Below are 13,331 nucleotides of genomic sequence, written 5' to 3'. Positions count from 1 at the left end.
CTACACATAAAGCAACAACGCATACGCTTCAGCGCTTATTTTACAACGCTTATTGCTTCTCTGCTTTTTTATCTCTTGCTAGTAGATCTTGCGCAGCGAGCATCGCATCCTTTCCTTGATACAATACTTGATAGATTTGGTCAACAATTGGCATCTCAACACCCACTCTTTGTGACAGCAACCAAACCTCTTTGGTATTACGATAACCTTCAACCACTTGACCAATTTCAGTTTGTGCAGAATCGACATCTTTACCCTGACCTAACGCTAAACCAAAGCGACGGTTACGAGACTGGTTATCGGTACACGTCAGCACTAAATCGCCAAGGCCAGCCATACCCATAAAGGTATCCGACTTCGCGCCGATTGCGACACCTAAGCGAGTCATTTCAGCTAAACCTCGAGTAATCAATGCCGTTCGCGCATTGGCTCCAAAACCGATTCCATCCGACATACCAGCGCCAATCGCAATCACATTTTTAACGGCGCCGCCTAATTGCATACCGATAAAATCATCATTAGCATAAACACGGAATGTTTTACTGCAGTGGATCTTGTCTTGCAGCTCAGTCACAAACTGCGTATTCGTCGACGCAACAGCAATAGCCGTTGGCATTCCAGCCGCCAATTCTTTTGCGAACGTCGGGCCAGAAAGTACCGCTAAAGGGTAGCTATCACCAATAATATCGCTAGCAACGTCTTTTAGAAGACGACCACTTTCCGGCTCTAGCCCTTTGGTTGCCCAACAAATACGACTGTCGTCACGTAAGTGCGGCTTCATGCTCTCTAGCACAACACCAAATACATGGCTCGGAACAACAATCAGTAAATCTTGGCTGGCTTGCACCGCTTTTTGAAGATCGGATTCAACAATGAGTGACTCAGGAAAGTCTATTCCTGGCAAAAAGTCATGGTTCGCTCGATCGGCCTCTAGACGAGCCATATGTTCAGGATCGTGCCCCCAGATGACTACGTTTGCACCGTTTCGTGCCAGAGAGATGGCTAGCGATGTCCCGTAGGATCCCGCGCCAATAACTGTCATTGAAATATCTTTCCCGTATGCGTTACTCATAACACCACCACGTCATAGTTTGAAAGCCACAGCTAAACGTTTAGTCTCTAAAAAGTTTCATTTCTAAAGCTTAACCGTGAAAATAAAAAATGCACATCGCTAGGCGCTGTGCATTTTCAAAAAGGTTGCGAGTTCTTGCAAAGCGACCGCCCTGCGCCGAACAGCGAATTACGCTTCTGCTTGCTCTTCTGATTGAGCTTGCTGCTGAAGGTAGTTCATGAACAATGCATCAAAGTTAACTGGTGCTAGGTTCAGTTGTGGGAACGTACCTTTCATCGTTAGGCTAGAGATAGTTTCACGAGCATAAGGGAACAAAATGTTCGGGCAGAAAGCGCCAAGGCAATGTGCCAGTTGGCCCGCTTCCATTTGCTCAGCTGTGAAAATACCACCTTGCTGAACTTCACAAAGGAATGCTGTGTCTTCTGCATTCTTAACCGTCACCGTTAGACGAAGTACCACTTCGTAAACGCCTTCTCCTAGTTCACGGCTTTGCGTGTCTAGGTCTAGCTTAACATCTGGGTTCCATTCTTTTTGAAACATGTCCGGTGAGTTTGGCGCTTCAAAAGAAAGATCTTTTAGGAAGATACGTTGAATTGTGAAATTCTGTTGTGCTTCTTGAGGTGCTGCTTCAGCCATGATGAATATCCTTTATAATACGTCTAAAATTAACGAAACCGTTTTTGAGTTGTCTGGCAGACTAGCCGAGCCAATGTTTTATGACTAGGCGAGCCGCTAATTCCGTGGCATTTATCACATCCCTACGCAAGAAATGCCGCGAAAACGCTCAATGACTAGGGTTACTTCTTACCTTTAATCAGCGGCAGGTTTGCTTCGCTCCAAGCTGACAGGCCGCCTTTCAGCACATATACCTGTTCAAAACCTGACTTCGCGAGCAAGTTTGCACTCTCTTGTGCCGTTTGACCCGTCTTACATACCACAATGATTGGGTCTGATTTTTTGTTTTCAAGGCTAGGCGTTGATTCTGCTTTAATATCGGAAGGAAGTACGTTGACAGCATCCGTAATGTGACCACGTTTGAAATCGTCTTTTGAACGAATATCCACTACGAGTGCACTGTCATGGTTCATCATTTGAGTCACCTGAGCTGCAGAAACTTCTTTGTACGCGGCATTGGCAGACTTCACGAAGTTAGCAATCAGAGCTACAAAAAGGGCGGCCCAAACCACGGCCATGATCATATTTTGTTGTAAAAAATCTAAGTACTCTTGCATAGCTTGCGCTCTTAATTAGTTGAAGATGAAATTCAGACGAGGAGTATAACGGCTTCGCCGCCCTCTGGCGAGGGGGGAACTTGTTTCGAATAAATAATTGAGATCCCTCTTTCGCTATTGCAGCAATAGCGCAAAGCAATTGGTCAACATCACCACATCTGCGCTATTAATAGCTGAGCATTTAAGGAATCAATGACGTTTAGCATCTATGATTACCTCACTACAACAGCAAATGTGTGCAATTAACTTTCAAAAAACTGAAAACAAGCTACGGTAATCACAAACAATATTTGATCTGCCACTACTGTTTTGGTTAAAAAGTGTAGTAAAATTACGCTAATTTGTTTTCAGTAAAGTTATTTTAGATTCGACGAGGTTATAACTATGTCAGCTAAGAAGCCTATGGCTCTAGTCATTCTTGACGGTTGGGGATACCGTGAAGATAACGCAAGCAACGCAATCAATAACGCAAAAACTCCAGTAATGGACGGCTTGTGGGCAAACAATCCACGTACACTTATTTCAGCTTCTGGTATGGACGTCGGTCTTCCAGATGGTCAAATGGGTAACTCTGAAGTGGGTCACACCAACATTGGTGCTGGCCGAGTGGTCTACCAAGACCTCACTCGTATTACTAAATCTATCGCTGATGGCGAATTTGGTCAAAACGAAATCCTAGCCGCTGCAATGGATAAAGCCATCGCGGCGGGTAAAGCGGTTCACCTAATGGGTCTAATGTCTCCAGGTGGTGTTCACTCTCACGAAGACCACATTTACGCTGCTGTTAAAATGGCGGCTGAGCGTGGCGCTGAAAAAATCTACCTACACTGCTTCCTAGATGGTCGTGATACGCCACCACGCAGTGCTGAAGGTTCACTCAAACGCTTTGAAGCACTGTTTTCTGAGCTTGGTAAAGGCCGTGTAGCTTCTCTTGTTGGTCGTTACTACGCAATGGATCGTGATAACAACTGGGATCGCGTTGAAAAAGCCTACGACCTGCTTACTCAAGCAGAAGGTGCCTACACGTTTGACTCGGCGGTTGCTGGTTTAGAAGCGGCTTACGCTCGTGAAGAAAACGATGAGTTTGTTGCGCCAACTGAGCTACGCGCTGAAGGTCAAGAGTCTGCGGCTATCCTTGATGGCGATGCAGTTATCTTTATGAACTACCGTGCTGACCGTGCTCGTGAAATCACGCGTGCATTCGTTCCTGCCTTTGAAGGCTTTGAGCGTAAAGTATTCCCAGCAGTAGACTTTGTTATGCTAACGCAATACGCAGCCGATATTCCTCTGCTTTGCGCATTCCCACCAGCATCGCTAGAAAACACCTACGGTGAGTGGCTATCTAAAGAAGGTAAGACTCAGCTACGTATCTCTGAAACAGAAAAGTACGCACACGTGACTTTCTTCTTCAATGGTGGTGTTGAGAACGAATTTGACGGCGAAGAGCGTCAGCTTGTTGCTTCTCCAAAAGTAGCGACGTATGACCTACAACCAGAAATGAGCTCTGAAGAGCTGACTGAGAAAATGGTTGCTGCTATTAAGTCAGGCAAATACGACACTATCATCTGTAACTATCCAAACGCAGATATGGTTGGTCACACTGGCGTTTACGAAGCCGCAGAACAAGCGATTGAAGCTTTGGATGCAAGCGTTGCGAAAATCGTTGAAGCCATCAAAGAAGTGGATGGTCAAATGCTGATCACTGCCGACCATGGTAATGCGGAAATGATGGTTGACCCAGTCACTGGTGGCACCCACACGGCTCATACCAACCTTCCAGTTCCTCTTATCTATATTGGTAACAAGGACATCGAGTTCAAAGAAGGCGGTAAACTGTCAGACCTAGCACCAACCATGCTATCCATGACAGGCATAAGCATTCCTGCTGAAATGTCAGGCGACATTCTTGTAAAGTAATGACACAAGTCTGATAAAACGCCGATGCTTATGCGTCGGCGTTTTTGTATGCTTGCACCTATTATCGCTTTTCAATAAAGTAGTGACCTAAGACGGACTTGCCCTCTTCTCTCAGCGGATACGACATGCACTCTAATCACAAGACGCCCTTCCTTGTTGTTCTTACGACTCTCATAATTGGGGTTACAGCTACGATTACACCGCTAAACAGCGCGGCAAGCCAAAATGAGCTTTCTGGAGTAAAAAGCGAGATAAAGCGTCAACAGCAGGGGTTAAGCCAACAACAAAAAGAGTTAGATAAGCTGCAAAAGGCGTTACGTGAGCAAGAAATTGGTATCTCGAACATTGAAAAGACTATCCAATCTACCACCTCACAATTGGCCACCGCTAACCAAAATATTGATAACCTGCATCAGCGTGTTATTGCTCTCACTGAACAAAAAAAGATTCAGCAAAAAATATTAGCCGAGCTCGTCCAGACGTATTACATCACCAAACAAAACCGTAATACCTCTAGTATGTTTAATAACGACTCCAATGACGATCGCATCAGTCAATACTATCAACATCTTGCTGCCGCTCGGGCCGACACATTAGAACAACTCTCCACCACGGAACAACAACTTGTTGAAAGTGAAAGAGCCCTTGAATTAGAACGTAACCAAATCGCGCAACTGCTTCAGCAACAAAAAGACAAACGCGATGCATTGGCGAAAAATCAACGTAGCCGAAAAAGCACCCTCAGCAAGATTAAGAAAAGCATCTCCGGTGATAAAACCTACTTAACTGAATTGCAGCGTAATGAGACCCGCTTAAAAGCCGAGATCGCCAAGGCTGCCAAACGTAATCAAGTGCCAATGGATGGACTCGCCAGACAAAAAGGCAAATTGCCCTGGCCAATCAAAGGCAGCGTTTTACATAACTTTGGCACCAAGCAAACCGGTCAAGCGAACTGGAAAGGCATGGTTATTTCAGCTAAATACGGCACACCCATCAAGTCGGTTTATTCGGGCACGGTCGTCTTTGCTGATTATTTACGAGGCTATGGGCTAGTTGTATTGCTTGATCACGGCAAAGGTGACATGACACTCTATGGTTACAACCAAACACTACTCAAAAAAGAAGGGGACAAAGTCGCCGCTGGAGAAACCATCGCACTGGCTGGTGATACAGGTGGGCAATCCAGAGCCTCGCTCTATTTTGAGATTCGCCGCAACAGTAAAGTTCAAAACCCGAAAAGCTGGCTAAAACGCTAGTTCGGTAGCGTCGTTCCGGCAAACCTTACTGATAGTCCGTGGCAGACGTTCTTTTACTGCCCTTCTTTTACTTGATAATAAGCGAGCACCGTATCAATAAGTCGCTGAATACAAGCTCGCGGTAGCTGGTTGATTCCACCCGCGGCTTCTCTCCCGCCCCCAGTATCAAATTGACTACAAATCGCAGCGGCGCCTTGCTTATTGTTCAATGGCGCGCGCACTGACACCGTATAACAAACCTGATCATCCTCCCCTCTTAGATCTCGCTCGACTAAAGTAATATGCGCACGCGAAGGGTTGAGGTTGGCAAGGTCATTAATATACGTCCCTGACATACGTCTTGCCGCCGCCGTGGCAGGTAACGACACGACTTGGAGTGAGGCAGAATCAAATAACGTCGTCGCTTGACTCAGCGCCGACTGATCTTTTTCAAATGCCGCTAACAAGGAGTAATAAGGGGAATGGGTATCGTCTCTGCATTCAAAAGGGGTACGATAGCGTAATAGCTGCTTATATAAATCCACCGGAGGAATGTGTAAATCCTCCAACTTTTCTCCATAGCCATTATAGTTAACCAAAGTGCCTAATTGGCGCAAGAAACGCCTATCAACATCGTTGAGATTTTCTTTGTCTGCCAATGACTCCGCACTGGCAATCATATTATCTCCATACGCTGCCGTGATCGCCCATAATCGGTGTTGGTCTGCAAGTTGGTCATTGACGATTAAGGCTGTACAGGTATTCGCATCTAGATTGATATGGCTGGTCAAATACGCCGATTCTGGTGGCTCTGTCGCCTTATGGTGGTCAATATAGGTGACGGGGATCTGGTGGGTGAGCAGTGCATTGAGTGCAGCTCTATTTTTATCCATCGAGATATCAAGCACGGTTACAGAACTGGCCTTTTGGAGCGAGACGCGCTCAAGCAACGCAATATCACGTTTAATACCGGAGATGAGCTCACTGGGTCTAGGATCTGATAACCTCAGTTGTAACAACGACAATATTCCATCCGCATCACCATTAAAAACGTCGTAGTGCATCTTGCATCCTTTCATCTGAAATATTGGCTCTAAATAACAATAAACCCTACTGTGACAGCAGGGTTTATTGAAATACGAATTGGCTATATGACATGAGTGAATGACGTGTTGCCGATCACTAGGTATTCGCTCCACCCATCATTTTCACGCCATCTTCAAGCAACGAGAGCTGCTCTTGACCTTTCGGTGTCGCTACTGGTTTCACTACATTAATCATATGCAGCATCCCTTGCTGAATCACCTCTTCGGTGATCGTAGTCTTGGGAGACATCGCGGATTGGTAACTCAGCCACCCCACAGCCATCATATGTAATGTCGTCACCATGGATTTGAGTTCTTTTTCGTTCAAGCAAAGTAATTCAAGGTCAACAAAAGCACGAAGTATATTCACTAAATTTCCTTGCAGCCTCTCTTGCACCACAATGTACTCTTCGTGCAGTTTTGCGTCTCGCTGTAAGATCTCAGGCAGGTTCGCGTAGAAAAAACGGTACTTCCACATAAGGGTGAAAATCGAATTAAGGTAATGCTTCAGCAACGCTAAGCTTTCTTGCTGCCCCTGGACGGGCGTAAATCGCTCGATCAACTCCTGAGAATAAAGCGTAAAAATATCTCGCACAATTTCTTGCTTGTTGCTGAAGTGGTAATACAGGTTACCAGGACTGATTTCGATATAAGCAGCGATATGGTTGGTCGTCACATTACGTTCACCGTCTGAATTGAATAACTCTAGGGCGGCATGCACTATTTTATCACGCGTTTTCATTCTCAATTATCCTTTGCCTGTTTTGCGCTAGTATACGTGTTCAACTTGTGAGCGAAAGTGTGAGATCGCAATAGTCTGACTGGTTCGACCAACTGAATACAAAAAAAGCACTCACAAGGAGTGCTTTTCACAAATCTAAGGGACTGACGATTTATTCTACTTCGTCCATTTTACCAAGAAGGTTACGGATGCGTTCTTGCCATTGCGTATGCTCACGCTGCATCACTTCAGCCTTTTGCTCAAGTTCTTCGCGGCTGCTACGCAGCTCGTCAGCTTGACTAGTCAGTTGAACTTTCTCTTCCTTCAACTCTTCAACTTCCATTTGAAGAAGAGCGATAGTGTCAACTGCAGTTTGAATTTTTGCTTCTAGTTGTTCCAGTACTTCAAAAGACATCTCGGCCTACCTTGTTAAATTCTATGTAATGAAATAGCTTCATTCTACGTTGCCCCATTCTACTCAGCCTCGAGAAGATAGACACGCCCTATATTGCAGATTTTTCACTATTCGGTCAAAAAAACGACGTAAACTAACAAAAGAGGTAATTAAACCATACCGACTGATCGCAACTAAGCCTTATTATTCAAGGTCTCCTACGACGATTTTGATAAATAACCCACTAACCGCCCTCAGGTTTGCGCAGTATCAAACAAAAAAGCAAACGTTTCCTTCTTGGTATGTTAAAATTCGCGCCGTAAATTCTTTTGTCAACTTTCATCTATTGGAGTCAATATGAAGCGCGATTTAGCGATGGCTTTTTCACGAGTTACCGAAGGTGCCGCTCTGGCTGGTTATAAATGGTTAGGGCGTGGCGATAAAAACGCTGCGGATGGGGCTGCCGTTGAGGTGATGCGTACCTTACTGAACAAAACCGACATCAGTGGTGAAATCGTTATCGGTGAAGGTGAGATTGATGATGCACCAATGCTGTACATTGGTGAACAGGTTGGCATTGGTGGCGACGCCGTTGACATCGCGGTAGATCCAATTGAAGGTACGCGCATGACAGCAATGGGACAGTCAAATGCCTTGGCTGTGCTTGCTGCTGGAGAAAAAGGCAGCTTTTTAAAAGCCCCTGACATGTACATGGAGAAACTGGTTGTCGGCCCTGGCGCTAAAGGGGCTATCGATCTAAACCTGTCACTCACCGATAATTTAACCAATATTGCTGCTGCACTCGGTAAACCTTTAGACACATTGGTTGTGACCACGCTCGCGAAACCAAGACACGATAACGTTATTGCTGAAATGCAAGCTATGGGTGTTCGCGTCTTTGCCGTGCCTGATGGTGATGTGGCTGCGTCGATTCTAACCTGTATGCCAGACAGTGAAGTGGATGTGATGTACTGTATTGGTGGCGCACCTGAAGGCGTGGTATCGGCTGCAGTTATTCGCGCACTTGATGGTGATATGCACGCACGCCTACTTCCTCGTCATGAGGTCAAAGGCGACAACGAAGAAAACCGTAAAGCGGGTGAGCTTGAGTTAGAACGCTGTAAAGAGATGGGCGTTGAAGCCAATGTCTTACTACGAATGGAAGATATGGCTCGTAGTGACAATGTTGTTTTCTCCGCGACTGGTATCACTAAAGGTGATCTTCTAGAAGGCATTACACGCCAAGGTAACATTGCTACAACTGAGACACTGTTGATTCGTGGCCGTTGTCGTACTATTCGTCGTATTAAGTCTATCCACTACCTAGAGCGAAAAGACCCTGAGATCAGAGGCATTATTCTGTAGTGTCGATGGGGTAACAAAAAAGCGCTGCAACGACAGCGCTTTTTGTTGCCATCCACTTGATAGTAAATAATTTGCTTTATAAAGCTTATCGGCCATAATAGCGTCAGTTATTGATTCTCACTGCACCTGAACGACCGGACAACGACATGAAAGCAACTGACCACATCATTGATATCATCAAGCGCGAAGGTGCGGTCACAGCAAAGCACGTTGCACAACGACTCAACATCACCACAATGGGCGCTAGGCAACACCTTCAATCACTTGAAAGTGACGGTTTGCTGCACATTGAAGATGTGAAAGTCAAAGTCGGACGCCCCAACCGTCACTGGTCTTTAACAGACAAAGGTCATGCGAACTTCTCCGATAGACACGCCGATCTTACCGTTCAATTCATTGATGCTATTGAGACAGTTTTCGGCTCCGAAGGGCTAGAAAAAGTGGCAAAAGAGCGTGAATTAATCACCCTTGCTAACTACGCTGAGCAGTTGATAGGACTCAGCGATCTCGAAAGTAAAATCATCAAACTCACCGAATTACGTGAGAAAGATGGTTATATGGCAGAATATCAAAAAGACCATTCCAGCTTTATTCTCATTGAAAATCACTGCCCTATTTGTAAAGCCGCGAGCCGATGCAAAGCCCTGTGCCAATCCGAACTCAATGTCTTCCAGTCTCTTGTTGGTGAAAATACTCGTGTCGAACGTGATGAGCATATTGTTTCTGGTGCTCGACGCTGCGTCTATCGTTTCACTCAGCGATAAGCTCCCAGAGCCCTGTGTCTTATTATTGAGACAACTCACATTTAAACTGTGACTTTGATCAATAACTCCTAACCTCATTGTACATGCATGGAGCAATGCTAGATGAGGATGAATCATGGCTGATCCACTTACTCTACCTTCTTTCGATGAACTTGCCGCAATGGCAAAGCACAATCCCGAACAACTCAGTCGCTTACGTCAAAACCTGTGTCAGGAGCTTATTGAGTCTTGTTCAACACAGATGCAGCCTCGACTGCAAGCTCAACAATCTCACATTGAACGAGTGCTTAGACGCGCTAGCAACCCTATTCATGCCAACGTACTATTACGACAAGAGCTGCTCCGACAATTTGTAAAGTTCTCACAGGCACTCAATGGTGAATTGAGTAAAAAGCAACCGAAAGCCACCATTTTACCGTTCAACAAGAAAGAAGACTGGCGATAAAAAAGGAAGCGAATGCTTCCTTCTTAGTATTTAAAGAGTATGGGTAATTAAACTGTATGGGTATTTAAACCAGCGCGGTATTTAGACAGGATCTTTACCGAACTGGTTATCGCCCGACGTGCCTTTTAAGAATCCGCATTCAACTAAGATCCACAATCCACAGCCAATCGCCGCTAAAGAAATCATGTTTTGCAGTAATGAAGGTTGCGCTGCGGTAGCAGGATCTAGAGTGGGGAGACTTAAGCGCCCTATCACCAAAGGAATATTCAGTAACAACCACCAACTCGACTTATTACGGTCATGCCATCGCTTTGCGGTGATCAGCAAATCGGGGATCAAGATAACCAACAAGAATGCGGGTAACAAAATATGGATAGCCCCAGGCGCTAGCACGTTCATACCCTGTGCAAAGCCCACAATACTCAAATAATAACAAACGTTCCATACCCAAAACGTTTTGCGCCCAACTCGCCCTTGAGACGAAAATAGCAGTGATTTAAACGACATGACCTATTCTCACTTTACTGACTGATTTTTTGGAAACACGACTTATCCATATCCCGTATGTTCACCGTTAAGCTCTTCAAATGCCCAGCTTGTTGTTTAAGGACATCCATTAACTTCCTCGACAGCTCTCGCTTTTGCTCTTCCGTTCGCCCCGATAGGAGCTCGAAGCTAATATGTACAAAATCTTCACTGTCACCATGTTCTCCAATAAGCCAATTATGACAGCGTAGAGAGCGAGACTTAACTGAGTCCATTTCAAACAAGCCACAGTGTAGCGTAACTTGATGCAAGTCCTCCAGTAAGCCTTGTATATTCAAGCGCTGATCCGCTGTGTTTGAATATTCCATTACCAGATTTGGCATCATCTTTCCTTTGAATTGAGAACTAAGCGACAAGGTATAGCAAGCTAAAAGGAAAATTCCGAGAACTAATCTATTATTCTGTTTACCAAGTCACGATGATGGCCATACTCACTACGATTCATGAAAGCGAGAAAGTCATGACTCGAATCATGATCTACATGAATTAATCTGTTATATTCTTTCGTATTCACGTTTGTTTTTTACATTCGTACTTTTAAAAACATTGATTTTGGAGAAAATCTTATGCGTCAACCTGTAGTTATGGGTAACTGGAAACTCAATGGCAGCAAAGCAATGGTCACGGATCTGCTTACTGCACTTAATGCGGAACTTGAAGGCGTAACTGGCGTTGATGTAGCCGTTGCTCCACCAGCACTTTACGTTGACCTTGCAGAGCGTACGCTAACTGACGCGGGTAGCGCAATTATCCTTGGTGCTCAAAACACTGACGTGAACAACAGTGGTGCTTTCACTGGTGATATGTCTCCAGAAATGCTGAAAGATTTTGGCGCAACTCACATCATCATTGGCCACTCTGAGCGTCGTCAATACCACAACGAATCTGACGAGTTCATTGCTCAAAAATTCGCATTCCTAAAAGAAAATGGTCTAACACCTGTTTTCTGTATCGGTGAGTCTGAAGCTCAAAACGAAGCGGGTGAAACTGAAGCGGTATGTGCTCGTCAAATCGATGCTGTAATCAACAACTCAGGTGTTGAAGCGCTTAACGGTGCTATCATCGCGTACGAACCAATCTGGGCTATCGGTACAGGTAAAGCAGCAACAGCTGATGATGCTCAACGCATCCACGCTTCTATCCGTGCACACATCGCAGCAAAAAGCGAAGAAGTGGCGAAGAACGTTGTTATCCAATACGGCGGTTCTGTTAAGCCAGAAAATGCTGAAGCTTACTTTGCACAACCAGACATCGATGGTGCTCTAGTTGGCGGCGCAGCACTAGACGCGAAAAGCTTTGCAGCTATCGCGAAAGCAGCGGCAAAAGCAAAAGCGTAAGTTTGTTATTCAATAGGTGAGCGTCATCGACATCACCTATTGATAGACACAAAAAAAACCGCTGAGTAATCAGCGGTTTTTTTTGTGTCCAATCATTACTCTCCAACAGCATGTTCACACCAAAAATTGAAGTGAACATGACTCTTTGGTGAGCTATCGATTAGAACAACTCTTCAGCAACCTTGTACAAATCATCGCGTACAGGGCGCTTCATGTTCTCGATCGCATCAATAATATCGTGATGAACAAGAACCTCTTTCTGGATCCCTACACAACGTCCACCATGACCTTCCATCAATAGGTGTACCGCGTAGTTACCCATGCGAGATGCGAGTACTCGGTCAAACGCTGTAGGACGACCGCCACGCTGAATATGACCAAGAACCGTTGCACGAGTCTCACGACCTGTCGCGTCTTCGATTTCTTTAGCAAGATCATTCGCGTCCATCATAAGCTCTGTTAGCGCGATAATGGCATGTTTCTTACCTTTGGCAATACCGTCTTTAATATTGCTAATCAGCTGCTCTTTATCAAGACCCGTTTCAGGTGTAATAATGTACTCACAGCCACCTGCAATAGCAGACATCAGAGTCAAATCACCACAGTGACGCCCCATGATTTCTACGATAGAGATGCGTTGGTGAGAAGACGATGTATCACGTAGACGGTCAATCGCGTCAATAACCGTGTTAAGTGCTGTCAGATAACCAATCGTGTAATCTGTACCCGCAATATCATTATCAATGGTGCCAGGTAGACCGATACATGGATAACCCATTTCAGTCAGTTTTTTCGCCCCCATGTAAGAGCCATCGCCACCAACAACCACTAGCGCTTCAATACCGTGCTTCTTCAAGTTTTCAATCGCTTTTTCGCGAACTTCGACTTCTTTAAATTCTGGGAAACGTGCAGAACCTAGAAATGTACCGCCACGGTTAATAACATCAGAAACACTAGAGCGATCTAGTTTCTTAATGCGATCTTCATAAAGACCTAAATAACCGTCGTAAACACCGTATACTTCTACGCCTTCTGACAAAGCCGTACGAACCACACCGCGCACTGCAGCATTCATACCTGGTGCATCACCACCACTTGTCAAAACACCGATTTTCTTAATCATGCTCACCCTCGATTTAGCAATCTAATTTCAATTTAAGTATGGCGCACTTCGCGACATACGGAATTCTTATTGTTTTCGCTACGTTTACATGGCTT

The 13,331-nt window shown here is 45.1% G+C and carries 15 protein-coding genes; 6 read left to right on the top strand and 9 right to left on the bottom strand.

Annotated elements, in window-relative coordinates:
- Window positions 1-49: 49 nt before the first annotated feature.
- The 3 genes from gpsA to MD535_RS09830 form a co-directional block, all read right to left on the bottom strand.
- Window positions 50-1,072, bottom strand: a complete 1,023-nt coding sequence (gene gpsA, locus MD535_RS09840) for an NAD(P)H-dependent glycerol-3-phosphate dehydrogenase (RefSeq protein WP_265674873.1) — start codon at window positions 1,070-1,072, stop codon at window positions 50-52.
- 168 nt (window positions 1,073-1,240) lie between these two features.
- Window positions 1,241-1,708: a protein-export chaperone SecB gene (gene secB / locus MD535_RS09835; protein ID WP_265674872.1), complete on the bottom strand. Its 468-nt coding sequence runs from the start codon at window positions 1,706-1,708 to the stop codon at window positions 1,241-1,243.
- Between the two features lie 161 nt (window positions 1,709-1,869).
- On the bottom strand, window positions 1,870-2,304 hold the full coding sequence (locus tag MD535_RS09830; protein WP_265674871.1) for a rhodanese-like domain-containing protein: 435 nt from the start codon (window positions 2,302-2,304) through the stop codon (window positions 1,870-1,872).
- Window positions 2,305-2,688: 384 nt separating this feature from the next.
- Between MD535_RS09830 and gpmM the strand changes: the two genes are divergently transcribed.
- Window positions 2,689-4,221 (top strand): 2,3-bisphosphoglycerate-independent phosphoglycerate mutase, encoded by a 1,533-nt coding sequence (gene gpmM, locus MD535_RS09825; protein ID WP_265674870.1) that lies wholly within the window; start codon window positions 2,689-2,691, stop codon window positions 4,219-4,221.
- 125 nt (window positions 4,222-4,346) lie between these two features.
- A complete protein-coding gene (locus MD535_RS09820; protein ID WP_265674869.1) occupies window positions 4,347-5,477 on the top strand; it encodes a murein hydrolase activator EnvC family protein in 1,131 nt (376 codons plus the stop codon).
- Between the two features lie 53 nt (window positions 5,478-5,530).
- Here MD535_RS09820 and MD535_RS09815 read toward each other — a convergent pair whose 3' ends face one another.
- The 3 genes from MD535_RS09815 to zapB all read right to left on the bottom strand — a co-directional run bounded on the left by MD535_RS09815 (window position 5,531) and on the right by zapB (window position 7,677).
- Entirely contained in the window at window positions 5,531-6,520 is a 990-nt protein-coding gene (locus MD535_RS09815; protein ID WP_265674868.1) for a DHH family phosphoesterase, read from the bottom strand.
- 118 nt (window positions 6,521-6,638) lie between these two features.
- Window positions 6,639-7,283 carry a TetR/AcrR family transcriptional regulator gene (locus tag MD535_RS09810; RefSeq protein WP_265674867.1) on the bottom strand — a complete coding sequence of 215 codons (645 nt, stop codon included), beginning with the start codon at window positions 7,281-7,283 and terminating at the stop codon, window positions 6,639-6,641.
- A gap of 151 nt (window positions 7,284-7,434) precedes the next feature.
- On the bottom strand, window positions 7,435-7,677 hold the full coding sequence (gene zapB / locus MD535_RS09805) for a cell division protein ZapB (protein WP_250618688.1): 243 nt from the start codon (window positions 7,675-7,677) through the stop codon (window positions 7,435-7,437).
- A 336-nt stretch (window positions 7,678-8,013) separates the two neighbouring features.
- Here zapB and glpX point away from each other — a divergent pair, with 336 nt between their 5' ends.
- The 3 genes from glpX (at window position 8,014) to MD535_RS09790 (ending at window position 10,230) form a co-directional block, all read left to right on the top strand.
- On the top strand, window positions 8,014-9,021 hold the full coding sequence (gene glpX / locus MD535_RS09800) for a class II fructose-bisphosphatase (protein ID WP_265674866.1): 1,008 nt from the start codon (window positions 8,014-8,016) through the stop codon (window positions 9,019-9,021).
- 146 nt (window positions 9,022-9,167) lie between these two features.
- Window positions 9,168-9,785 (top strand): helix-turn-helix transcriptional regulator, encoded by a 618-nt coding sequence (locus tag MD535_RS09795; protein ID WP_265674865.1) that lies wholly within the window; start codon window positions 9,168-9,170, stop codon window positions 9,783-9,785.
- A 115-nt stretch (window positions 9,786-9,900) separates the two neighbouring features.
- The gene (locus MD535_RS09790) at window positions 9,901-10,230 is read left to right on the top strand and encodes a DUF3135 domain-containing protein (protein ID WP_265674864.1); all 330 of its coding nucleotides are present in this window, start codon (window positions 9,901-9,903) and stop codon (window positions 10,228-10,230) included.
- An 81-nt stretch (window positions 10,231-10,311) separates the two neighbouring features.
- Here the strand turns inward: MD535_RS09790 and MD535_RS09785 are convergent, their stop codons facing one another.
- Both MD535_RS09785 and MD535_RS09780 read right to left on the bottom strand, forming a co-directional pair.
- Entirely contained in the window at window positions 10,312-10,737 is a 426-nt protein-coding gene (locus MD535_RS09785) for a DUF805 domain-containing protein (protein WP_265674863.1), read from the bottom strand.
- A 14-nt stretch (window positions 10,738-10,751) separates the two neighbouring features.
- Window positions 10,752-11,099, bottom strand: coding sequence for a 5-carboxymethyl-2-hydroxymuconate Delta-isomerase (locus MD535_RS09780; RefSeq protein ID WP_250618693.1), 348 nt, complete (start codon window positions 11,097-11,099; stop codon window positions 10,752-10,754).
- Window positions 11,100-11,342: 243 nt separating this feature from the next.
- On the opposite strand from MD535_RS09780, the gene tpiA reads away from it, so the two are divergent.
- Entirely contained in the window at window positions 11,343-12,113 is a 771-nt protein-coding gene (gene tpiA, locus MD535_RS09775; RefSeq protein WP_250618694.1) for a triose-phosphate isomerase, read from the top strand.
- Window positions 12,114-12,273: 160 nt separating this feature from the next.
- Here the strand turns inward: tpiA and pfkA are convergent, their stop codons facing one another.
- The gene (gene pfkA / locus MD535_RS09770; RefSeq protein WP_265674862.1) at window positions 12,274-13,236 is read right to left on the bottom strand and encodes a 6-phosphofructokinase; all 963 of its coding nucleotides are present in this window, start codon (window positions 13,234-13,236) and stop codon (window positions 12,274-12,276) included.
- Window positions 13,237-13,331: the final 95 nt, after the last annotated feature.

The organism is Vibrio qingdaonensis (assembly GCF_026191675.1).
GTDB lineage: Bacteria > Pseudomonadota > Gammaproteobacteria > Enterobacterales > Vibrionaceae > Vibrio > Vibrio qingdaonensis.
The sequence above is the reverse complement of the archived record's forward strand: the minus strand, read 5'-3'. Positions and strand labels throughout refer to the sequence as shown.